The 21,354-nt window shown below is 64.9% G+C and carries 26 protein-coding genes; 10 read left to right on the top strand and 16 right to left on the bottom strand.

The genetic code is table 11. The features are described 5' to 3' along the window. Nucleotide 1 precedes the first annotated feature (1 nt). From J2Y63_RS13190 to hpaI, 3 genes are read left to right on the top strand one after another with little or no spacing between them, the layout of a single operon-like run. Nucleotides 2–883 carry a fumarylacetoacetate hydrolase family protein gene (locus J2Y63_RS13190; protein ID WP_435266433.1) on the top strand — a complete coding sequence of 294 codons (882 nt, stop codon included), beginning with the start codon at nt 2–4 and terminating at the stop codon, nt 881–883. Continuing rightward, nucleotides 880–1,683, top strand: coding sequence for a 2-oxo-hept-4-ene-1,7-dioate hydratase (gene hpaH / locus J2Y63_RS13195; RefSeq protein ID WP_435266434.1), 804 nt, complete (start codon nt 880–882; stop codon nt 1,681–1,683). Before J2Y63_RS13190 ends, hpaH begins: the two co-directional genes overlap by 4 nt. 10 nt (nt 1,684–1,693) lie before the next feature. Next, entirely contained in the window at nt 1,694–2,500 is an 807-nt protein-coding gene (gene hpaI / locus J2Y63_RS13200; protein WP_435266435.1) for a 4-hydroxy-2-oxoheptanedioate aldolase, read from the top strand. Nucleotides 2,501–2,504: 4 nt separating this feature from the next. Here the strand turns inward: hpaI and hpaR are convergent, their stop codons facing one another. From hpaR to J2Y63_RS13225, 5 genes are all read right to left on the bottom strand, one after another. Beyond that, nucleotides 2,505–2,993 (bottom strand): homoprotocatechuate degradation operon regulator HpaR, encoded by a 489-nt coding sequence (hpaR, locus tag J2Y63_RS13205; protein ID WP_435266436.1) that lies wholly within the window; start codon nt 2,991–2,993, stop codon nt 2,505–2,507. Nucleotides 2,994–3,048: 55 nt separating this feature from the next. Next, the gene (locus J2Y63_RS13210; RefSeq protein WP_435266437.1) at nt 3,049–3,516 is read right to left on the bottom strand and encodes a DoxX family protein; all 468 of its coding nucleotides are present in this window, start codon (nt 3,514–3,516) and stop codon (nt 3,049–3,051) included. Then, nucleotides 3,494–4,279, bottom strand: coding sequence for an HvfC/BufC family peptide modification chaperone (locus J2Y63_RS13215; RefSeq protein ID WP_435266438.1), 786 nt, complete (start codon nt 4,277–4,279; stop codon nt 3,494–3,496). The genes J2Y63_RS13210 and J2Y63_RS13215 overlap by 23 nt, the downstream gene beginning before the upstream one ends. 3 nt (nt 4,280–4,282) lie before the next feature. Then, entirely contained in the window at nt 4,283–5,137 is an 855-nt protein-coding gene (gene bufB / locus J2Y63_RS13220; protein WP_435266439.1) for an MNIO family bufferin maturase, read from the bottom strand. Between the two features lie 67 nt (nt 5,138–5,204). Beyond that, nucleotides 5,205–5,486, bottom strand: coding sequence for a BufA1 family periplasmic bufferin-type metallophore (locus J2Y63_RS13225; protein ID WP_256119729.1), 282 nt, complete (start codon nt 5,484–5,486; stop codon nt 5,205–5,207). Nucleotides 5,487–5,712: 226 nt separating this feature from the next. Between J2Y63_RS13225 and J2Y63_RS13230 the strand changes: the two genes are divergently transcribed. The 3 genes from J2Y63_RS13230 to J2Y63_RS13240 all read left to right on the top strand — a co-directional run bounded on the left by J2Y63_RS13230 (nt 5,713) and on the right by J2Y63_RS13240 (nt 7,487). Continuing rightward, nucleotides 5,713–6,267, top strand: coding sequence for a sigma-70 family RNA polymerase sigma factor (locus J2Y63_RS13230; protein ID WP_435266440.1), 555 nt, complete (start codon nt 5,713–5,715; stop codon nt 6,265–6,267). 1 nt (nt 6,268) lies between these two features. Continuing rightward, the gene (locus J2Y63_RS13235; protein ID WP_435266441.1) at nt 6,269–6,904 is read left to right on the top strand and encodes an NrsF family protein; all 636 of its coding nucleotides are present in this window, start codon (nt 6,269–6,271) and stop codon (nt 6,902–6,904) included. Between the two features lie 145 nt (nt 6,905–7,049). After that, on the top strand, nt 7,050–7,487 hold the full coding sequence (locus J2Y63_RS13240; RefSeq protein WP_435266572.1) for a pseudoazurin: 438 nt from the start codon (nt 7,050–7,052) through the stop codon (nt 7,485–7,487). On the opposite strand, the gene J2Y63_RS13245 is transcribed toward J2Y63_RS13240, so the two are convergent. After that, nucleotides 7,468–7,899, bottom strand: coding sequence for an acyl-CoA thioesterase (locus J2Y63_RS13245; protein ID WP_435266442.1), 432 nt, complete (start codon nt 7,897–7,899; stop codon nt 7,468–7,470). The two genes, J2Y63_RS13240 and J2Y63_RS13245, sit on opposite strands and share 20 nt — an antisense overlap. A gap of 94 nt (nt 7,900–7,993) precedes the next feature. On the opposite strand from J2Y63_RS13245, the gene J2Y63_RS13250 reads away from it, so the two are divergent. Then, complete coding sequence (locus J2Y63_RS13250; RefSeq protein WP_435266443.1) at nt 7,994–9,007, top strand: LysR family transcriptional regulator; 1,014 nt, start codon at nt 7,994–7,996, stop codon at nt 9,005–9,007. Here the strand turns inward: J2Y63_RS13250 and J2Y63_RS13255 are convergent. The 8 genes from J2Y63_RS13255 to J2Y63_RS13290 form a co-directional block, all read right to left on the bottom strand. Then, nucleotides 8,938–9,966: a histone deacetylase family protein gene (locus J2Y63_RS13255; RefSeq protein ID WP_435266444.1), complete on the bottom strand. Its 1,029-nt coding sequence runs from the start codon at nt 9,964–9,966 to the stop codon at nt 8,938–8,940. The two genes, J2Y63_RS13250 and J2Y63_RS13255, sit on opposite strands and share 70 nt — an antisense overlap. Beyond that, nucleotides 9,963–10,457, bottom strand: a complete 495-nt coding sequence (locus J2Y63_RS13260) for a GNAT family N-acetyltransferase (protein WP_435266445.1) — start codon at nt 10,455–10,457, stop codon at nt 9,963–9,965. Before J2Y63_RS13260 ends, J2Y63_RS13255 begins: the two co-directional genes overlap by 4 nt. 8 nt (nt 10,458–10,465) lie before the next feature. Beyond that, nucleotides 10,466–11,395, bottom strand: coding sequence for a 3-keto-5-aminohexanoate cleavage protein (locus tag J2Y63_RS13265; protein ID WP_435266446.1), 930 nt, complete (start codon nt 11,393–11,395; stop codon nt 10,466–10,468). A gap of 9 nt (nt 11,396–11,404) precedes the next feature. Next, nucleotides 11,405–12,775, bottom strand: coding sequence for an aspartate aminotransferase family protein (locus J2Y63_RS13270; protein WP_435266447.1), 1,371 nt, complete (start codon nt 12,773–12,775; stop codon nt 11,405–11,407). A 27-nt stretch (nt 12,776–12,802) separates the two neighbouring features. Further along, nucleotides 12,803–13,567 carry an amino acid ABC transporter ATP-binding protein gene (locus J2Y63_RS13275; RefSeq protein WP_435266448.1) on the bottom strand — a complete coding sequence of 255 codons (765 nt, stop codon included), beginning with the start codon at nt 13,565–13,567 and terminating at the stop codon, nt 12,803–12,805. Next, the gene (locus tag J2Y63_RS13280) at nt 13,564–14,223 is read right to left on the bottom strand and encodes an amino acid ABC transporter permease (RefSeq protein ID WP_435266449.1); all 660 of its coding nucleotides are present in this window, start codon (nt 14,221–14,223) and stop codon (nt 13,564–13,566) included. Before J2Y63_RS13280 ends, J2Y63_RS13275 begins: the two co-directional genes overlap by 4 nt. A gap of 3 nt (nt 14,224–14,226) precedes the next feature. Next, nucleotides 14,227–14,877 (bottom strand): amino acid ABC transporter permease, encoded by a 651-nt coding sequence (locus J2Y63_RS13285; RefSeq protein ID WP_435266450.1) that lies wholly within the window; start codon nt 14,875–14,877, stop codon nt 14,227–14,229. 75 nt (nt 14,878–14,952) lie between these two features. Then, nucleotides 14,953–15,738, bottom strand: a complete 786-nt coding sequence (locus J2Y63_RS13290; RefSeq protein ID WP_435266451.1) for an ABC transporter substrate-binding protein — start codon at nt 15,736–15,738, stop codon at nt 14,953–14,955. A 353-nt stretch (nt 15,739–16,091) separates the two neighbouring features. On the opposite strand from J2Y63_RS13290, the gene J2Y63_RS13295 reads away from it, so the two are divergent. Further along, on the top strand, nt 16,092–16,682 hold the full coding sequence (locus J2Y63_RS13295) for an ankyrin repeat domain-containing protein (protein ID WP_435266573.1): 591 nt from the start codon (nt 16,092–16,094) through the stop codon (nt 16,680–16,682). A gap of 72 nt (nt 16,683–16,754) precedes the next feature. Further along, on the top strand, nt 16,755–17,591 hold the full coding sequence (locus J2Y63_RS13300) for a bifunctional allantoicase/(S)-ureidoglycine aminohydrolase (protein ID WP_435266452.1): 837 nt from the start codon (nt 16,755–16,757) through the stop codon (nt 17,589–17,591). Between the two features lie 42 nt (nt 17,592–17,633). Here J2Y63_RS13300 and J2Y63_RS13305 read toward each other — a convergent pair whose 3' ends face one another. Continuing rightward, entirely contained in the window at nt 17,634–18,821 is a 1,188-nt protein-coding gene (locus J2Y63_RS13305; protein ID WP_435266453.1) for a cyanate transporter, read from the bottom strand. A 138-nt stretch (nt 18,822–18,959) separates the two neighbouring features. Here J2Y63_RS13305 and J2Y63_RS13310 point away from each other — a divergent pair, with 138 nt between their 5' ends. Further along, complete coding sequence (locus J2Y63_RS13310) at nt 18,960–19,823, top strand: LysR family transcriptional regulator (RefSeq protein WP_256119715.1); 864 nt, start codon at nt 18,960–18,962, stop codon at nt 19,821–19,823. Here the strand turns inward: J2Y63_RS13310 and J2Y63_RS13315 are convergent. After that, nucleotides 19,811–21,322 (bottom strand): malonate--CoA ligase, encoded by a 1,512-nt coding sequence (locus J2Y63_RS13315; RefSeq protein ID WP_435266454.1) that lies wholly within the window; start codon nt 21,320–21,322, stop codon nt 19,811–19,813. The two genes, J2Y63_RS13310 and J2Y63_RS13315, sit on opposite strands and share 13 nt — an antisense overlap. Nucleotides 21,323–21,354: the final 32 nt, after the last annotated feature.

Raw genomic sequence — 21,354 nt, forward strand, 5'->3', positions numbered from 1 at the left:
CGTGACCGAACGGCCCCGCCTCGCCGGCTTTTCCCATCAGGGTGCCTTGAAATATGGTCTCGTCAAGGACGACGGCATCGTCGACCTTTCGGCACGCTACGGCGAACGATGGCCAAGCCTGCGCGAGGTGATCCAGGCGGGGGTGCTTGACGCGCTGGCGGAAGAAGCCTCGGCGCTGCCCACCGATTATGCACTCGATGAGGTTACCTACGAGATCCCGATCCCGGCGCCGGAAAAGATCATCTGCGTCGGCGTGAACTTTCCCGATCGCAACGAGGAATACAAGGACGGCCAGGCCGCACCGGCCAATCCCTCGCTTTTCATCCGCTTCCCGCGCTCCTTCACCGGCCACGACCGGCCGCTCATCCGCCCGCCGGAAAGCCCGCAACTCGATTACGAGGGCGAGATCGTCATCGTCATTGGCAAGGTCGGGCGGCGCATTGCGGAGGTTGACGCACTCGGCCATATCGCGGCCCTCTCGCTTTGTAACGAGGGCACGATCCGCGACTGGGTGCGGCATGCCAAGTTCAACGTCACGCAGGGCAAGAACTTTGACAGCACCGGCGCGATCGGCCCCTGGCTAGTGCCCTATACGGACGAGAGCCAGCTTGCCGACATCAAGCTCGAAACCCGCGTCAACGGCGAGCTGCGCCAGAACGACCGCACCGGCCGCATGATCTTCTCCTTCCAGAAAATCATCAACTACATCTCCACCTTCACGACGCTCGTTCCCGGTGACATCATCGTCTGCGGCACGCCGACCGGCGCGGGCGCGCGCTTCGACCCGCCGATCTGGCTGAAGCCGGGCGATGTGGTCGAGGTCGAGGCCGAGGGCATCGGCCTTCTCAGCAACACCATCGCCGACGAGGTTTTTTCAGCATGATGACGCCGGACGATATCCGCCTCGCCGCGGAAAGCCTCGACGAAGCTGAGCGCAGCCGCATCCAGACGGGCCTGCTTTCGCTAAAATACCCCGCGATCGACATGGACGACGCCTATGCGATCCAGGGCGCGTGGGTGAAAAAGAAGATCGCCGACGGCCGCCGGGTGATCGGCTGGAAGATCGGCCTTACGTCCAAGGCCATGCAATATGCGCTGAACATCGACATTCCCGATTCCGGCGTGCTCTTCGACGACATGGTGTTCGAGGACGGCGCGACGGTGCCGGCGGATCGTTTCATCCAGCCGCGCGTGGAGGCGGAGATCGCCTTCGTGATGAAGGCGCCGCTGAAAGGTCCCGGAGTGACTGTCTTCGACGTGCTGAACGCCACGGATTACGTGACGCCGGCGCTCGAAATCCTCGACACGCGCATCCAGCGTGTCGATCCGGAGACGAAGAAGGCGCGCACCATCTTCGATACGATCTCCGACAACGCGGCCAATGCCGGCATCGTCACCGGCGGCCGTGCTGTGCGGCCGGACCAGATCGACATGCGCTGGATGGGCGCCATCGTCAGCCGCAATGCGGAGGTGGAGGAAACCGGCCTAGGCGCCGGCGTACTCAACCAGCCGGCGCGCGGCGTCGCCTGGCTCGCCAACCGGCTGGCGCAATATGGCGATGGCATCGAGGCGGGGCAGATCGTGCTCGCCGGCTCCTTCATCCGGCCGATCGAGGCGCGCCACGGGGATACGATCGTCGCCGATTTCGGCCCCTACGGCACCGTCAGCCTGTTCTTCGCATAAGGATTTTGCCATGGCCGCTCCGAAAAACCGTTTCAAGCAGGCGCTGAAGGAAGGCCGTGCGCAGATTGGCCTCTGGCAGGCACTCGCCAACCCGTACACGGTCGAGATCTGCGCCGAGGCGGGTTACTACTGGCTGCTGCTCGACGCGGAGCATGCGCCGAACGACGTGCCGCTGCTCGTCTCGCAGCTTCAAGCGATGAAGGGGTCGGCGAGCCACGCCGTCATCCGCCCGCCGATCGGCGAGACCTGGATCGTCAAGCAGTTGCTCGATATCGGCGCGCAGACGCTGCTCATTCCCATGGTCGACAGCAAGACGATGGCGCAGACCATGGTGAAGGCCGTGCGCTATCCGCCGCACGGCGTGCGCGGCGTCGGGGCGTCGCTCGCCCGCGCCTCCGCCTTCAACCGCACGGCGGACTATCTGCAGACCGCCAATGACGAGGTCTGCCTGCTGCTGCAGGTCGAAAGCCGCGCGGGGCTCGAAGCGCTCGACGACATTGCCGGCATGGAGGGCGTGGACGGGGTCTTCATCGGCCCGGCGGACCTCGCCGCCGACATGGGTTTTCTGGGCAGGCCGGGCGCGCCGGAAGTGCAGGCCGAAGTGGAAAAGGCGCTCAAAAAAATCCAGTTGCATGGCAAGGCTGCGGGCATCCTCACCGGCGATCTCGGGCTTGCCAAGCGCTACCTCGACCTCGGCGCGACCTTCGTCGCGATCGGCAATGATGTGACGCTGCTCGCCAATGCCATGACGAAGCTGCTTGCCGATTTCAAGGCCGCGGATCCGGCAAAAGCTCCACAGAACGCCAAGGTCTACTGACGCTCTATTCCTCGCCGCCCGCCTTGCCGTCGAGCTTGAGGGCGGCGAGTTCTTCCAGCATGTCGAGAAGCTGTTCGGTGCGGCCGGCGCCGAAGCGAGCGTCGATATCCGCATAGACGCGGCGGCTGTCCGGCATCACCTCGTCGATGATCGCCTGGCCTGCCGGCGCAAGCTTCAGCAGGACGCGGCGGCCGTCGTCCTTGTCCTTGTGCCGGGTGATGAAACCACGCTCCTCCAGCGCGCGCAGCATGCGGGTGAGGCTCGGCGCGAGAATGAAGGCCTTTTCCGCCACTTCCGTCGCATCGAGCAGGCCCGCTTCCGAAAGCGCGCGCAACACGCGCCATTGCTGCTCAGTCACATCGTGATCGGCGAGGATCGGCCGGAAATGGCTCATCACCGCCTCGCGCGCCCTGAGCAGGCCGATCGCCAGCGACCGCCGGCGGTCGCGCGGCGGCAGATCCTTCGTGTCGTCGAGAGAAGCAACTTTCGTCATCTTGCATCTATCTTCGATTTTTCCGGTCCGTGCAATGCGCGCGAACCGATCGGCCTCACCGCGAGCGCGCAAGCCAGGCATCGAGGGACAGCAGGCCGGGGCCGCGGGCCGCGATGAACAGCAGGCAGGCGGCCCAGGTGCCATGCGTCGGCCAGGCGCCGGGATAGACAAAGATCTGAATGACCAGCGTCATCGCCAGCAGCGCCAGCGCGGAGAGGCGGCTGGCAAGGCCGATGACAAGCAGGACCGGGAAGAGATGTTCTGCAAAGGCGGCAAGGTGCGCCGCCAGCCAAGGATCGACGAGCGGCAGCTTGTATTCATTTTCGAACAGATAGAGTGCGCTGTCAGAGACCATGAAACCCTGCATCTTCGTCTGGCCGGACTGCCAGAAGACGGCGGCGATCGACAGGCGCGCAACGAGGGCGATGAGATCGTTCGGGATCCGCGTCAGCGCCTGCAAAGCCTGGTCATAAAGTCTGCGCGGCAGCGGCAGGGCGGCATCAGGCATCGTGTCGGTGTTCATCGGGGTTTTCCTCTCTGATGGCGGTGAAGGCTCCGGAGCGGAGCAGCACCGCGAGGTTTGTCGAAATGTCGAAGCGTTCTTCCGCCGCCATCGCGGCCTCGGCCGCCAGCCCAAGCGTTTCGCCGACGACGAGCAGCCGGTAAAACATCGCGCCGCCCGGCGGCAGCGGGGTCACCTCGACGATCATCTGCGGGCGCACCACCAAAGCGTCCTCGCCTTTCCAGTGGTCGAGAGGCGTCAGCGGACGGGCGCCGGCATTCATCGCCCAGATCGTCACGGCCGGATGCGACGACGAAAAGATCGACAGCGCGGGATGCGGCGTGAAGGTGAGATCCCCAAGCCGGGCCGGATCGACCGCCGCCAGCGCCTGCGGATCGAGCGGCGCCGCATCGGCGGCGTGATAGGCGCGGCCGCGGGCGACTTCCAGGCGCATCACATCGGGCAGATAAGCAATGTCACGCGCCGGCTCGAAGGCCGCGACGAAATCCGGAAAATCGTCGCCATAGGCGAGAAGCAGCGGCGAGCGCGGTGGGTGGAGAAGGACGAACGCCTGCGCCATCGCCCGGAAGAATTCTGTCCCGACGATGCGCTCCGCCACCGGGAAGCGCGAGGACAACGCGCTGGTGAGGCTTGCCGAGACGTTATTGCGGTAGACGCCGTAGCGCCGTTCCGGCGCGCGCGAATTCCACGCGGTCAACCCGGCGGGCGGCGGCGTGGCCGCGAACAAGCCGGCGGCGAAGGCGGTCTGGGTGGCGGCGGACATGGTTCACGCCGCCCTTTGGCGGGCGGCCGTATCGAGGATGCGTTGGGCGGCCATCGCCTCGTCGCGCAGCACGGGCCAGGCGGGCACGTCATTGTCCCATTCGACGAGGCTCGCGACCGGCCCGATGCGGCCGATGACCGTCTCGTAGAGCGCCCAGACCGGATCCTTGACGGGCGTATCATGGCTGTCGATCAGCAGGGCCGCACCAAGATCGTCCACCGTCTCGGAATGGCCGCTCAGGTGAATTTCGCGCACTGCCTCAAGCGGGAAACGGGCGATGTAATCGCCGGCGTCGAGATTGTGGTTCGTCGCGGCGACGAAGACATTATTGACGTCGAGCAGCAGGCCGCAGCCGGTCCGCCTCGCGATTTCGGCGAGGAAGACCGTCTCCTCAATCGTGCTTTCCTCGAAGAGCAGATAGGTGGCGGGGTTTTCGAGCAGCATCTGACGCTTCAAGGCGTCCTGCACCTGATCGACATGCTCGACCACGCGGACAAGCGTCTCCTCGGTATAGGGCAGCGGCAAAAGATCGTTGAGGAAGACGCTGTCATGCGTCGACCAGGCGAGGTGCTCGGAAAAGCTTTCCGGCTGGTAGCGGTCGCATAGCACTTTCAGCCGGGCGAGATGTTCGCGGTCGAGCGGCTGCATGGAGCCGATCGACAAGCCGACGCCGTGGATCGACAGCGCATGATCCTCACGCAGCTTGCCAAGCTGCGCATGCGGCGGCCCGCCCGCACCCATATAGTTTTCCGCATGGACCTCGAAGAAGCCGATGGGCTCGGGTGCGGAAAGAATATCGGCAAAATGCTCGGGCTTGAAGCCGACGCCAGCGCGGCGCGGAAGGCGGGAGGGGATCATGACGGGCCTCTTCGAAGGGAAGCGGCGGCGCCGGAAAGGCGCCGCCTGATAGGGAGGAACGAAGGCCTCAGGCCGGTGCCATGCCCTGTTCCAGCATGCCGTGGCCGTTCGGCGTCTTCATCGAGACGCAGGTGCCGGTCGGAACCAGCTTCCAGGCGTTCTGCTGGTAATCGATCTTCGAGGTGCCGGCGCAGGTCGTGCCCGGGCCTGCCGCGCAGTCGTTCTGGCCCTTCATTGCGATGCCGTAGCATTTTTCCTTGCCATCCTCGGCGGCGGCCGGCATGGCGATGGTTGCGAGCGCCGAAGCAAGCGAGCCGGCAAGGGCGAGGGTAACGATCGTGGTCTTCATGTCTGTCTCCATTTGTGGCCAGCCGCGATTGGCTGTTGCATTGGGGGCTACGGAGACAGGTCCGGCTTCGTTACAGCCTGGGGCGTCGTTTTTTCCGCGCGCCCCTTGCCGAAAGGTCGGCGGCGTAAGAAAAAGGCTCGGCGCATCAGGCTCTTGGCGCGTTACGAATTTCTTTCGGGATCACGCGGTAACAAAATCGTGTGCCCTGGCGTAGGGGAAGGAAACGGTGAAACAGTCGGCGCGCGAAGAGGAATGGGCGGATTGGCTGCGCCTCGCCATCAAGGGCGATGCACAGGCCTATAACCGTTTCCTCGTGGCGGTGACGCCGCATCTGCGCCGCATGGCGCGCCGACGCTGCGACCAGTATGGTGCGCCGGCGAGCGAGGCGGAGGATGTCGTGCAGGAAGTGCTGCTCGCCATCCACCTGAAGCGCGGTACCTGGGATCCGGCCCGGCCGCTCGGCCCTTGGCTGACGACGATCGTGCGCAACAAGCTGGTCGACAGCCTGCGCCGCCGCGGCCGGCAGGTCAGCGTGCCGATCGACGACGTCTCCGATTTCCTGGAGGCGGGCGACGAGACGCACGAGGCCGCCGACCGGCTGGATACGGAGACGATGCTGGCGCAGCTCAGGGATCCGCAACGCGATATCGTCCGCTCGATCTCGATCGAGGGGGCGGGCATCCGGGAAACCGCGGCACGGCTGAAGATGACGGAGGGCGCGGTGCGCGTCGCCCTCCACCGGGCGCTGAAATCGCTCGCCGCCCTCTATCGGAGCGACTGACATGAAGACCGACGACCTAATCACCCTGATGACGCAAGACGCGCCCGTCGGCCTGCGCTACGGCCACGCGCTCGCCATCGCGCTCGTCGCGGGCGTTGCCGTCTCCGGCGTGCTGCTCGTCATCACCGTGGGCCTGCGGCATAATATGGCAAGCGTCTTCGAGTCGGCTCGCGTGCTGTTCAAGATCGTCGTGACGATCGCCCTCGCCATCCTCGCCGCCCGGCTCGCCATGCGCATCGGCCGGCCGGGAGAAGCGCTGCGCCTGCCGGCTTTGCTGCTGGGTCTGCCGGTGCTGCTGGTCGGCGCGGCGGTCACGGCCGAACTCGCGGTGCTGCCGCAGGCGACGTGGAAGGCCAACATGGTCGGCGGCAATGCGCTGTTCTGCCTGTTCTTCATCCCGGTCCTGTCGCTGGCGCCGCTTGCCGGCCTGTTCTGGGCACTGAAGCAGGGCGCCCCGGAAAACCCGACGGCGGCCGGTGCGGCCGCCGGGCTTGCGGCCGGCGCGATCGCCGCCGCCATCTATGCCTGGCACTGCCCGGACGACAGCCCCCTTTTCCTCGCCGCCTGGTACACGATCGCCATCGGCGTCGTGACCGGCGCCGGCGCATTGCTTGGTCGCCGCTGGCTGCGCTGGTAAGCCGAAGCGCGGAGGCCTGCGACAGCACGCCACGCGCCATCGCGGTCTTGTTTGATCAACGTCAAAGAAGGCGCGACGCGGCGGGGCTACCTCCTTGGCCATGAACGAGAGACGTTCGGCAGCAAGGAGACTTCCAGTGCGTATCATGGCAACCAGCATCGTCGGTGCTGCAGCAATCCTCATGGCGCTCGCCCTTCCGGCGGCGGCGGCAGATTTCGAAGTGCATATGCTGAACAAGGGGGCCGAAGGGGCCATGGTGTTCGAGCCGGCCTTCGTGAAGGTCGCGCCGGGTGACACCGTCACCTTCATCCCGACGGACAAGGGGCACAATGTCGAGACGATCAAGGACATGATCCCCGAGGGCGCGGCGGCCTTCAAGAGCAAGATGAACGAGACCTACAAGGTGACCTTCGACAAGCCGGGCGCCTATGGCGTGAAGTGCACGCCGCATGCGGGCATGGGCATGGTCGGCGTGGTGGTCGTCGGCGATGCACCGGCCAATCTCGATGCAGTCAAGACCGGAAAGCTGCCCAAGAAGGCGCGCGAGCGCATGGACGCCGCGCTCACGGCGCTGGGGCTGTAACCGCCTCCACCAGACCGCCGGCCGCCGTCACGATTGCGGCCGGAAGCGGCAGGGATTTTCGACCTGCGAGATCGAAATAAACGGAGACGGCGAGCAGTTCCGCACACAGCATGCCGTCCGCCTTGTTCGTGAGCCAGTGCCGGGTGGTAAGCGAAGTGCGTCCCACCTTCACCACGCAACTGTGGATTTTGAACAGGCTGCCGACCGGCAATTCCTGGCGAAAATCGATCTCGTAGCGGCGATCCGCCCACCCCTCCCTGCGCTCCGCAATCCACGCCGCCGAATAGCCGCTAGCGGCCATCAGGTGCCAGAGCGACTGGTCGAAGGCCGCGATATAGAACTGCACGTTCATATGGCCCATCGCGTCACATTGCGCGGGATAGACGACGCCCTGATAGGTGAGAAGCGGCACGGCAAACCTCCTTCGTGCGGGTGAGAGACCTTTGATGCCGGATTGCATCATGCAATAGTCGCCACCGGAAGCATAAATTCAGGGAATGATGCACATGGCTCGGCAGAGGCGGCGTTTCGTCTGGGAAATCGACTGGAACCTGCTGCGCACCTTCATGGTGATCGTGCAGGAGCGCGGCCTGACGGCGGCAGGCGAGAAACTGTCGCTCAAGCAGCCGACCGTCAGCAACGCGTTGAAGCGGCTGGAGACGCATATGGGTTGCCGGCTCGTCGAGCGGAACGCCTCGCACTTCGCCGTCACCCCTGCCGGCCAGCGGCTGTTCAGCGAATGCATGGCCCTCTTCGATATCGTCTCCGGCCTGCCGCAGCACATGGAGGAACAGCCCGGCGACCTGACCGGTCATATCGAGATGACGCTGGCGAGCCACGTCGTCTGCCCGTTCCTCGATGAGGTCCTGGCGGGCTTCCACCGCGCGTTTCCGCAGGTCACGATCTCGCTCTCCGTCGCCTCCAGCCAGGATGTGGTGGCGGCCGTGCTCAATCGCGATGCCTGCTTTGGTTTCTGCCTCATGCAGGAACGGCATCCGAAGCTCGAATACGAGGTGCTCTACCGGGAAAGCTTCGGCTATTTCTGCGGCGCGCGGCATGCGCTGTTCGGCATACCCGACCTGCCGATTTCGGCGCTGCGCAACGAGCCCTATGTCTCGTTCAAGACGGACCAGATGTCCGGCGCGCTCTGGCCGGTGGCGCTGCTGCGCCAGCAGGAAGGTTTTGAAGGCCAGACCGTCGGCACCTCCTCGCATCTGGAAGAGGTGAAGCGGCTGATCATCGCCGGCTTCGGCTTCGGGCCGCTGCCGATCCATGTCGTGGAGGAGGATCTGCGCGCCGGCCGTTTGTGGCGCCTGCCGCCTTACGAGAATGCACCCGTCATCGACGTGCATCTCGTCTACGATGGTGCTGCCCGCCGCAGCCGCGCGGAAAACATCCTGCTGGCCGAACTGCGCCGGGCGATCGCCACGATACCCTTCGACCAACGGACCTATCCCGACAGCGCCCCGAAACCGGTCAGGAAGGATGTCAGGTTGTCGCCAAGTTCGTCGCACAGATAACCGCCCTCCTGCACGATGACCGTCGGCAAGCGCAGCGCGCCGATGGCCTCGGCGATGCGCGCGAAACCGGGTGTCGAGACCGAAAGGCCGCCGAACGGGTCCTGCTCGAAGGCATCCAGCCCCAAGGCCACGACCAGCGCATCCGGCGAAAAGGCCTCGACCCGGCGGATGGCGACGGCTAGGGCATAGAGGAAGATGTCGTCGCCGGATTTGCGCGCCAGCGGCAGGTTGAGATTGTAGCCGAGGCCGAACCCCTCGCCGCGCTCGTCCGCATGACCCCAGAAGAACGGGTAGAAGCGCACCGGATCGGCATGGATCGAGACGGTCAGCACGTCGCGGCGCTCGTAGAACATGCCTTGCGTGCCGTTGCCGTGGTGCAGGTCCACGTCGAGGATGGCGACGCGTTTCGCATCCTTCAGGAGATGTTCGGCGGCGATGCCGGAATTGTTGAAGAAGCAGAAGCCGCCGGCGACATCGCGGAAAGCATGGTGGCCCGGCGGACGGCAAAGCGCATAGGACCAGGCGTCGCCGGCCATCACGGCCTCGGCAGCGGAAACGGCCGTCGAGGCGCTCCAGCAGGCGCTTTCAAAGGTGTGTTCGGAGATCGGGCAGGACGTATCCGCCATGTGATAGCCCGCCTGCCCGACGGCGGACGCCGGGTAGCTGCCGGTGCGCGCGATCGGATGGATGTTCGGAATCACCTCCTTCGACGCCCCTTCGATACGCTGCCAGCGCTCATGGATGCGGCCGAGGAAGTCGATATATTCCGGCGTGTGCACCGCGGAGACCGGGCCAAGGCCATGATCCTTCGGCCGCACGATCTCCAGGCCTGCGGCGCGTGCGCCGGAAAGCAGGCGCTCGACGCGCTCCGGCTGCTCCGGATTCGGCTGCGGCGCACCGCTCGACAGGAAAAAGCTCGGGTCGTGGCGCTTCTGTTCGTCCGCAAAAAAGGTCTTCATGGCTCTTCCTGCTCTGCAAATGCATCGAAATCCGCGCCCTTGATCATGTGGATCTGCTCGTCGCGGGCGTGGCGGATGCCGAGCCGGTCATAAAAGGCCTGCGCGCGGACATTTTCCACGTCGACGGAGAGCCGGAGATAGCGCGCACCCTGCGCCCGGCCGCGCTTTGCCGCCGCATGCAGCAACCGTTCCCCGATGCGCCGGCCGCGAAAGGCGGTCTCGACGATGAGGTCCTGCACGTAGATGCCCGGCGTGCCCATCCAGGTGGAGAAGATGGGAAAGGTCAGGCAGAGGCCGGCGAAGGTGCCGTCCGCCTCGGCGATCAGCACCTCGAAGGCCGGTGCTTCGCCAAAACCGTAGCGGCGAACATCCTCCACCGTCGCGACGAATTTCTCCTCCGCATCCATGCTCGTCGCCAGCGCCTTCAGCCCGGCATGGATCGTCTCGGCATCATCCGCCACCGCCAGCCTTATCCGGATATCGTCCTGCATGATCCCTCTCAGAATGCGACGCGATCGCCGCCCTTGAGACCGAGCATAGTGCGCGCCTCGTCCGGCGTCGCCACCTCCAGTGAAAGACCTTCGAGGATTGCACGGATGCGGCGCACCTGGTCGGCGTTCGAGGTGGCAAGCTCGCGGCCGTCGAAAAGACTGTCCTCCAGCCCGACGCGCACGCTCCCGCCCATCGTGGCCGCCATGGTGATCATCGGCATCTGCTTGCGGCCGGCGGCGAGCACGGAGAAGCGGTAGTCATCGCCGAAAAGCTTGTTGGCGATGCGCTTCATATGCATCAGGTTTTCCGGATCGGCGCCGATGCCGCCGAGCACGCCGAAGACGAACTGCATGAAGGGCGTGCCGGGAATGAGCCCGCGATCGCGGAAATGCGCGAGCGTGTAGAGATGCCCGACATCGTAACATTCGAACTCGAAGCGCGTGCCGCAACCCTCGCCGAGCCGGCGCAGGATCGCCTCGATATCGGCAAAGGTGTTGCGGAAGATCGTGCCGCGCGTCGCCTCCAGCAGTTCCGGCTCCCAAGCATACTGCCACTCGCGCGGCCGGTCGAGCATCGGGAACAGGCCGAAATTCATCGAGCCCATGTTGAGCGAGCACATTTCCGGTTCCGCCGCGACCGCCGCCGCCAGCCGGTCCTCCAGCGTCATGACGGAGGAGCCGCCGGTGGTGATGTTGATCACCGCATTGCTCGCCTGCTTGATGATCGGCAGGAAGCGCATGAAGATGTTCGGATCGGCCGTCGGCCGGCCGTCTTCCGGATTTCGCGCATGCAGGTGCAGGATGGAGGCACCCGCCTCCGCCGCCTCGATCGACTGGGCGGCGATGTCCTCCGGCTTGTAGGGCAGATGCGGCGACATGGAGGGCGTGTGCACCGAGCCGGTGACCGCGCAGGTGATGATGACCTTGTTCGACTTCATGACGGCACCTTATTTGCGGATCGGCAGCGAGAGTTCGCCGGCAAGCTGGGCGAGCGTCGCGTCAAGGATCGTCACGATCTCGCCGACCTGCTCTTCCGTGGTGATCATCGGCGGGCAGACGAGGAAATGATCACCCTCGACGCCACCGCGCGTCCGGCGCGAATAGATGATCAGGCCGCGCTCATAGGCCATGTCGACGACGCGCTGGTGGGCTTCCAGCGCCTTCGGCAGCGGCGCCATGGTCTCCCGGTCCGAGACGAATTCGGCGGCAAGCAGCAGGCCCTTGCCGCGCACGTCGCCGATGAAGGGGTAGCGTTCCGCAAGGCCCTCCAGTTCCGACCGCAGCAGGTCACCGATGCGGGTGGCGTTGCCAAGCAGATCCTGCCGCTCGATCTCGTCGAGCACGGCAAGCCCCGCCGCGCAGGCGAGAGGATTGCCGGCATAGGTGTAGCCATGGGCGAAACCGCCGCGATCGAGCACGGGTTTCACCAGCCGCGAATGGGCGATCATCGCGCCGAGCGGGCAATAGCCGGCACCGAGCCCCTTGGAAAGCGCGATGATATCCGGCCGGCAGTTCCAATGGTCGCCGCCGAGATAACGCCCGGTGCGGCCGGCCCCGCTCATCACCTCGTCATGGATCAAAAGGATGCCGTATTTGTCGCAAATCTCGCGGATGCGCGGATAGTAGCTGTCGGGCGCCACCAGCGCGCCGGTCGAGGCGCCGCCGATCGGCTCCATGATGAAGGCGAGCACGCTTCCCGGCCCCTCCTCCAGGATTTTCTCCTCCAGCATGTCGGCATAGCGCACCCCCCGCTCTTCCAGCGAAAAGTTGTCGCGGTCGAGATAGGCGGTCGGTGCCTTGATGTGCGGCATGTCGCGCAGCATCGGGAGGAAGGGCTTTTTCAGCGCGTCATAGCCGGTCACGGCGAGCGCACCGAGGGTCGAGCCGTGATAGGAGGGGAAGCGCGAGATGACCTTCCAGCGCTCCGGCTGGTCGGTCGCCAGCGCCCATTGCCGGGCAAGTTTCAAGCAGGATTCCACCGCTTCCGAGCCGCCGGAGACGAAGAACACCCGGTCGAGCCCTTCCGGCATGTGACCGGCAAGGCGACGTGCCAGGTCTTCCGCCGGCTGGTTCTCGAAATGCAGGCGATAGGCGAAGGTCGCCTTGTCCATCTGCCGCTTCATGGCGTCGAGCACGTTGCGGTTGGAATGGCCGATATTGACGACCATCGCGCCGCTCGACCCGTCGATGACCTTCCTTCCGTGTTCGTCCCAGATGTAGATGCCCTCCGCGCGGTCGGCGAGCGGCCGGCGCATGCGCGACTGGTAAAAGAGGTGCGATGCCGGGCGTTCGCCCATTGATGTCGGTTGCTGGCTCATGATCGGTCCATGGAATTTATGCGGTTTCTAACCGTTGAGGAATTTCTTGAGGAAGCCGCGGGTGCGCTCCTGCGTCGGGTTGCGGAAGAGGTCTTCGGGCTTGCCCTCCTCGACCACGGCACCATCCGCCATGAAGATAACGCAGTCGGCGACTTCGGCGGCAAAACGCATCTCGTGCGTGACGATCACCATGGTCATGTGCTCGGCCGCAAGCTGCTTCATGACGAGGTTGACCTCGTCCACCAGCTCCGGATCGAGCGCCGAGGTCGCCTCGTCGAACAGCATGACCTTCGGCTGCATGGCGAGCGCCCGGGCAATCGCGACACGCTGCTTCTGACCGCCGGAAAGCCGGGCCGGGAAGGCATCGATCTTGTCGGCGAGGCCAACCTTGTCGAGCATTTTCAGGGCGAGCGTGCGCGCCTCAGCCTTCGGCATGCCCTTCAGCTTGATGGGGGCGATGGTGATGTTTTCCAGCACGCTCAGGTGCGGGAACAGGTTAAAATGCTGGAACACCATGCCCATCTGCTGGCGCACGCGGTTGATATGGCGTTCGAAGGCGCGGCGGTCGAGCTTCTGGTTGACCTGCACACCATCGAGCCAGACTTCGCCGCCATCCAGCGTTTCGAGATGGTTGATCGAGCGCAGTAGCGTGCTCTTGCCGGAGCCGCTAGGCCCGATGACGGCAACGATTTGGCCGCGCGCCACGCTGAAATCGATGCCCTTCAGCACTTCCAGCGGCCCGAAAAACTTTCTGGCCCCGCGCACCTCGATCATCGGACGGACGTCGTTCATCGCGAAAGCTCCACTTTGCGTTCGATCCCGCGCAGGACGGCTTCGAGGACGAGATTGAGAATGTAGTAAAGGGCGGCGGCCGTCAGGTAGAATTCGAAGGGCCGGTAGGTCTCGCTGATGACGAGCTGCGCGCTGTGCACCAATTCGGCAATGCCGATCATCGAGACGATCGAGGATTCCTTCAGCAGCGCGATCATCATATTGCCGATGGCCGGCACCGTGTTGCGCACCGCCTGCGGCACGACGATGTAGAACCGCGTGCGCCAGGCGCCGAAACCGAGCGAGCGCGCCGCCTCCGTCTGCCCCTTGTCGAGCGAGGCAATGCCGGCGCGAAAAATATCGGCATTGTAGACGGCGAAATGCAGGCTGAGGCCGATGATGCCCGACCAGATGGCCGGAATGTCGATGCCGATCTGCACCAGGCCGAAATAGATGAGGAAGAGCTGCAACAGCAGCGGCGTGCCCATGAAGAGCCACATGAAAAGCCGCAGCGGATAGCGCCCCACGGGCGGGGCATAGAGCACGAGCAAAGCGAAGCCGATGCCGGCCAGCACGCTGAGCACCGCGGAAGCCGTGGAGATGACGACGGTCCACCACAGGCCCTTGCCGATCAGCGGCCAGTATTCCGGAACGATGCTGAAATCCAGTCCCTGCATGGCTCAGGCCTCCCCGGCATAGGCGCGGTCGAGACGATCGATAATGAGCGTCAGGCCGTAGACCATGATCATGTAAAGCACCGCCGTCACAGCAAAAATCTCGAAGGGTTTGTAGGTGGAGCCGATGAAGCGTTGCGCCGTATAGGTCAGCTCGACGACGGAGATGGTGGCGACGAGCGCCGTGCCCTTGACCAGCGCCACGGCATTGACGCCGAGCGGCCGGATCATCAGCTTGGCGGCCTGCGGCAGCACGATCCAACGCATGGACTGCCCCTCGGCGAAACCGAGCGAGCGCGCCGCCTCCATTTGCCCGCGATCGACCGAGAGCACGCCGCCGCGGATCGATTCCGCCATATAGGCGGCGATGTTCAACCCCAGCGCGATGGCGCCCGCGGCAAAAGGCTCAAGCTGGATGCCGACCTGTGGCCCGCCGAAATAGAGCAGGAAGATCTGGATGAGCGCCGGCGTGCCGCGAAACACGCTGACATAGGCGGTGCCGAGGAACCGCAGGATCGCCACATGCGACAGGCGCAGCCCGGCAATCAGCGCCGCGACGGCAAGCCCGATGGCAAGCGAGATCAGGGAGAGTTCGACGGTCGTCCAGGCCGCCTGGACGAAGACAGGAATGATGCGGCCGACAAGAGCGATATCCATTCGGATCCTCGGCAATCGGTGAGGCTGCCGGCGGGCGCGATCACGCGCCTGCCGGAGCCACCATTTCAAGGACGATCAGCGGATATCCGAGCCGACCCACTTCATGGCGATGGCCTCATAGGTGCCATCGGCCATCATGTCGTCCAGCGCCTTCTGCATGGCGGCCTTGAGTTCCGGATTGCCCTTGCGGATGGCGATGCCGATCTTGTCCTCGGTGCCGGCGAATTCCGCGACGTCGAGCTTCACGACCTTCTCGCCGGTTTCCTTGACGGCGATCGAGACCGGTACGGCATCGACGATCATCGCCTGGATACGGCCGGCCTTCAGCTCAAGGAACAGTTCCGGCAGGCCCTTGTAGGTGCGGATTTCCCAGCCGCCGCGCTCGCGCGCCCATTTCTCGTGGGTCTCGCCGAGCGTCACGCCGATGGTCTTGTCCTTGAGGTCGTCGATGGACTTGATGTCGGAGCCTTCGGTCACGAAGACGCCGCGACCCGACTTGTAATAGGGGCCGACGAAATCGACGGCCTTTTCACGCTCCGGCGTGATGGTCATGCTGCCGATGACGGAATCGTATTTGCCGGCAAGCAGGCCGGCGATGATGCCGTCCCAGGCAGTGCTGACGCCCGCACCCTTCACGCCGAGGCGCTTGGCGATCTCGTTACCGATATCGACGTCGAAACCGACGACCTCGTTCTTGTCATCAACGAAGCTGAAGGGCGGATAGGCGCCGCTGTTGGCAAACCTGAATTCGCCCGCGGACTTGATGGTCTCAAGCTCATCCGCGCTTGCGGACAGCGGCATGGCGACGGCGGAGAAGGCGAGGCCGGCGGCCACGGCATAGGACAGAATGGTCTTCAACATGATCGTTCCCCTTTTTGGCTCCAGGGAAGATCGGGCAGGATCATGCATTACACAAATAGATAGTCAAAATACCAAGCATTCTAGAAAAGAATGCTCAATCCGCCCATTCGGGATCGGGTTGTGACGGCGATGGTCAGCCTCGCTGACATCATCCAAGCCTTAGCATCGAGCGAAGCCGCTTGGGTGAATTCCATCTTCTGCATGATGTGGATTTACACATTTAATTTTCTAATGGCCCCGCCCCCTGCTAATTTCGGGCCCACAAACCAATGGGATAGCGCATGCTGAAACTTGCCCTGCTGTCGGCCTGGCTGTTCCTGGCAGCGCCGCCCTTTCTTGCCGCAGGTCACGCCATGGATCTTTCTTTGCACAAGGCGGCCGCCGCCGATGATGCCGCGGACATCACGGCGCTTCTCGCCAAGGGTGCCGAGATCGATGCGCGGGACGGGAGCGGTGCGACCGCGCTGCTCGTCGCAACGCACGGCAACAAGGCGGACGCCGCCCGCGCGCTGATCGAGGCCGGCGCCGATGTGAACGCTAAGGATGACATTAGCGACAGCCCCTATCTCTATGCCGGCGCGCGCGGCCATCTGGACATCCTCAAGCTGACGCTCGCCCACGGCGCCGATCTCAAGAGCATCAACCGCTATGGCGGCACCGCGCTCATTCCCGCCGCCGAACGCGGCCATGTCGAGACGGTCGACACGCTGATCAAGGCGGGTGTCGACGTGGACCACATCAACCGGCTCGGCTGGACGGCGCTGCTGGAGGCGATCATCCTCGGCGATGGCGGGCCGCGCCATGTGAAGATCGTCGACCTGCTGCTGGATGCCGGCGCCAAGGTCGATCTCGCGGACAATGAAGGCGTCACGCCGCTCCAGCATGCCCGCGGGCGCGGTTACGGAGAAATCGTCGCGCTGCTGGAAAAGGCGGGCGCGAAGTAACCAAAATCAATGCGGCGGCGCAGACCGACGTCAAAAAATACCGGAAACACTCAAGACAAAGGGCCTGAGACGATGCAACGCAGCTACTATTCCTCCCTCGGCGGCCACCCGCCGCAGAGCGACCTCCTGACCGGACGCGCCGTGTTCACGGAGGCCTATGCGGTGATCCCCAAGGGGGTGATGCAGGACATCGTCACCAGCTTCCTGCCCTTCTGGAACGACACGCGGCTCTGGGTGATCGCCCGCCCGCTGTCGGGCTTCGCCGAGACCTTTTCGCAATATGTCGTAGAAGTGGCGCCAGGCGGCGGCAGCGACCGGCCGGAGCAGGATGCGGGCGCCGAAGGCGTGCTCTTCGTCGTCGATGGCGAGGTGGAACTGACGCTGCCCACCGGCAAGCACACGCTCCAGCCGGGCGGCTACGCCTTCCTGCCGCCGGGCCTGAAATGGTCACTGCACAACCGTTCGGGTGCCCATGCCCGCTTCCACTGGATCCGCAAGGCCTATGAAGCCGTCGACGGCCTCGATCATCCCGAACCGCTGATCCTCAACGAGAAAGACATCAAGCCCTCGGAAATGCCGGGCACGAACGGTGGCTGGGCAACGACGCGCTTCGTCGATCCGAACGACCTGCGCCACGACATGCATGTGACGATCGTCACGCTGCAGCCCGGCGCCGTCATTCCCTTCGCGGAGACGCATGTGATGGAACACGGCCTCTACGTGCTTGAGGGCAAGGCCGTCTACCGGCTCAACCAGGATTGGGTGGAAGTCGAGGCCGGCGACTTCATGTGGCTGCGCGCCTTCTGCCCGCAGGCCTGCTATGCCGGCGGCCCCGGCCCGTTCCGCTACCTGCTCTACAAGGACGTCAACCGCCACATGACGCTGCGCCCCTTCGGCGCGCGCCGCTAAGCATCGATAGAACCCGCGCCCGAAAACGGCGCGGGTTTTTGTTTATCCGGTGGCGGGCATCGCCGCCGGATAGTGCCGTGGATCGAAGCGCAGGTAGAGCAGCGCCGTGACGAGCACGCACCCGAGATGCAACGCCCAGCCGGCGGCAAAACTGCCGGTCCAATCATGCAGCAGGGCCATGGCATAGGGGCCGATCGCAGCGATCAGGAAACCGCCGCCCTGCATCAGCGCGGCAAGCGCGCCGGCCTGTTCGGGGCGCGGCAGATGATCGAGCGCGGTCACGATGGCAAGCGCGAAACTGCCGCCGAGGCCGGCGCCGCAAAGCCCGGCCCAAACAGCCGGCGCCATGGCGGGAAAGCTTGCAAGGCCGAAGAAACCAATGGCCTGGAAGGCGATTGTCAGCCACAGCCAGCGGCGGCGGTCGACATTGCCGCGGGCGAGGATGGGCAGTCCCAGCGCGGCGGCGGCCTGACAGGCGGCCATGACGGCGACGAGGCCGCTGCTATCGGTACTCGTCCAGCCCTGCGCCTGATAATAGGGCGCAAGCCAGGCGATCATCGAGGTATAACCCGCATTGATCAGCCCGAAGGCTGCCATCAGCACCCAGGTGCGCGGCCGCCGCAGCAATTGGCGGGTAAGCGTGCCGTCGGGCTTGTCCGACCGGACATCGGAGAGGACGCGCCACGAAGCGGCAAGCGCGATCGCCACCGGCAGCGCCAGCCAGGCAAGTGCCGCCCGCCAGCCATAGCCGGCATGCATCAGCACCGGCATCAGCCGCGCGCCGAAAGCCCCGCCGGCCATGATCATCGCGGAATAGAGGCCCGTCACGACCGGCACATGCGCCGGGAAGCGCGCCTTGATGATGCCCGGAAAGGCCGCCTGGATGAAGGCGACGCCGATGCCGGAGAGTGCTGCCGTGAGGATCAGCGACGCACCATCCCACACGACGAGCCGCAGCGCCGAGCCGGCAAGCAGGATGACGAGCGCGATGAGCAGGCCGCGGCGCGCGCCGAGCTTCACCTGAAGGCCGGGCGCTACGAAGGCGCCGAGCCCCATCAGGAACATCGGCAGCAGCGTCAGCATCGCGATGCCGCCATAACCCAATCCGGTATCCGCGACGATTTCCGCCAGGATCGGCGCCGGCGCTGCAAGGAAAGGCCGCAGGTTGAGGCCGATCAGGACGACCAGTGCGAGCATGGCCCAATCGCGTCCGGCATGCGTATCCGTCATGGTTCGACTTTCGTGCTGAAAATGCTTGTCCCGGCAACGAGAGACGCCGCCGATCATGGCCTATCGCTAGCACCGGCTTGAATCATGCGCAAATTAGATGTTTAGATAGCGACTATTCCGTTTTCCAATGGAGATGCCGTGCTCGATCCGCGTTTGCTCCGGGCCTTCGTGGCGATCGCCGATGCCGGCAGTTTCACGGCGGCCGCCGACCGTCTGCACATGACCCAATCGACGATGAGCCAGCAGATCGCCCGGCTGGAGGAAGCGATCGGCCGCGACCTCGTCGATCGCGCCGCGCGCCCCGTGCGCCTGACGGTGACGGGCGAGCGCCTGCTCGGCCACGCCCGGCGCATCCTGGCGCTCCAGACCGAGGCACTCACGCTGGTCGCCGAGACCTCCGGCACCACCTCGGTCAGGATCGGCATGCCGGACGACATCGCCACACCTGAAATGGCCCATGCCTTCGCGGCCTTCGCCAAGCGCCACAAGGAGGCCCGCCTCGATGTCACCACAGGGCTTCGTTCCGACCTCACGCGCCGCTATCGCTCCGGCGAGCTCGACATAGTGGTGCTGAAGGAGGATGTGCCGAGTTCCGATGCTTGGGCGAGTTTCGAGGAGCCGATCGCCTGGTTCACGGCGCTGGATGCGGCAAGCGACCTGCCCGATCCCACGCCGCTCGTCACCTTCCCGCCCGGCGGGCTCTATCGAGACGCCATGTTCGAGCGCATGGAGCGCGAGCGGCGGCGCTGGTACGTCGCCTTCACCTCCGCGAGCCTGCGCAACGTGCTGATGGCGATCGAGGCGGGCCTCGGCCTGTCACTGCTGCCGGTGGATTCGGCGAAGGGATGGCGAGTGAAGCCGCTTGCCGATTTCGCGCCGGAACCCCCGGTCGTGGCCTCGCTCTATTCCTGGGAGCGCGGCGGCATCGTCGGGGAACTGGCAAGCGAGGTGCTTGACATCCTCAAGCGGCATTTCGCGCCGGAGCGGCGTCAGGCCTTGTAGAGGTCCGCATAGGTGTCGCGCAAAACGTTCTTCTGCACCTTGCCCATCGTGTTGCGCGGCAGGTCGTCGACGAAGAGCACGCGCTTCGGCTGCTTGTAGCGTGCCAGCCGATCCTTCAGCCCGTCGAGCACCGCCTTCTCGTCCAGCGCCGCGCCCTTTTTCAGCACCACGACCGCCGTCACGCCCTCACCGAAATCCGGATGAGGCACGCCGATGACCGCGCTTTCGATGACGCCCGGCATGCCGTCGATCTCGGTCTCCACTTCCTTGGGATAGATGTTGTAGCCGCCGGAGATCACGAGATCCTTGCCGCGCCCGACGATGTGCACATAGCCCCGCTCGTCAACCTTGCCGAGGTCGCCGGTGATGAAGAAGCCGTCCGTGCGGAATTCCGCGGCGGTCTTTTCCGGCATGCGCCAATAGCCCTTGAAGACGTTCGAACCCTTGACCTCGATCATGCCCGTCTCGCCGTCGGTCAGGGGCTTTCCGGTCTCCGGCTCGGTGACGCGCAGCGAAACACCGGGCAGCGGGAAGCCCACCGTGCCGGCAACCCGGTCGCCGTCATAGGGGTTGGAGGTGTTCATGTTGGTCTCGGTCATGCCGTAACGTTCGAGGATGGCATGACCGGTTTTTTCCGAAAAGCTGCGGTGGGTTTCCGCGAGCAGCGGCGCGGAGCCGGAGACGAAGAGCCGCATGCCGGCGGTCGCCTCCCGCGTCAGGCCCGGATGCTGCACGAGCCGGACGTAGAAGGTCGGCACGCCCATCATCACCGTGGCATTTTCCATCAGCCCGAGCACCTCGTCAGCGTCGAATTTCGGAAGCAGGATCATCGAGGCGCCGGAGAGCAGCGTGACATTCGAGGCGACGAACAGGCCGTGCGTGTGGAAGATCGGCAGCGCATGGATCAGCCGGTCGGCGCTGGTGAAACGCCAATGCTCGCTGAGCGTCAGAGCATTGGAGAGCAGGTTGTCATGCGTCAGCATGGCGCCCTTGGAACGGCCGGTCGTGCCGGACGTGTAGAGGATCGCCGCGAGATCGTCGGCCCCGCGCTCCGCATCGGTAAAATCCGCTTCCTCCGCGCTGGCCCGCTGGATGAGGCTACCGCCGCCGATCGCGTCGAGCGTCTCGACCGTGCTGCCATAGGCCTCGGCGACCGCCGTGACGCCGTCCACGGACCTCGGGTCGACGACCACGAGCCGCGGCTCGGCATCGCCGATGAAATAATCGAGCTCCGTCAGCGTATAGGCCGTGTTGAGCGGCAGGTAGACCGCGCCCGCACGCACGCAGGCGAGGTAGAGCATCAGCGCCTCCGGGCTCTTTTCCACCTGCACCGCGACCCGGTCGCCCGGCTGCACGCCGAGGCCGACGAGCGCCGCAGCCAGCCGACCGGAAAACGAGATCATCTCGCCATAGGTCCAGCGGCGCCCCTCGGCGGTCTCGATGAAGACGGCCTCCGGTGTTGCGGCGGCGCGGATCGCGTCGAAAAGATGATTGCCCATGGTGACCTCCTGCACTGTTTTCCCGCACCTTG

Origin of the sequence: Shinella sp. BE166 (genome assembly GCF_051201095.1) — a bacterium.
Classification (GTDB): domain Bacteria; phylum Pseudomonadota; class Alphaproteobacteria; order Rhizobiales; family Rhizobiaceae; genus Shinella; species Shinella lacus.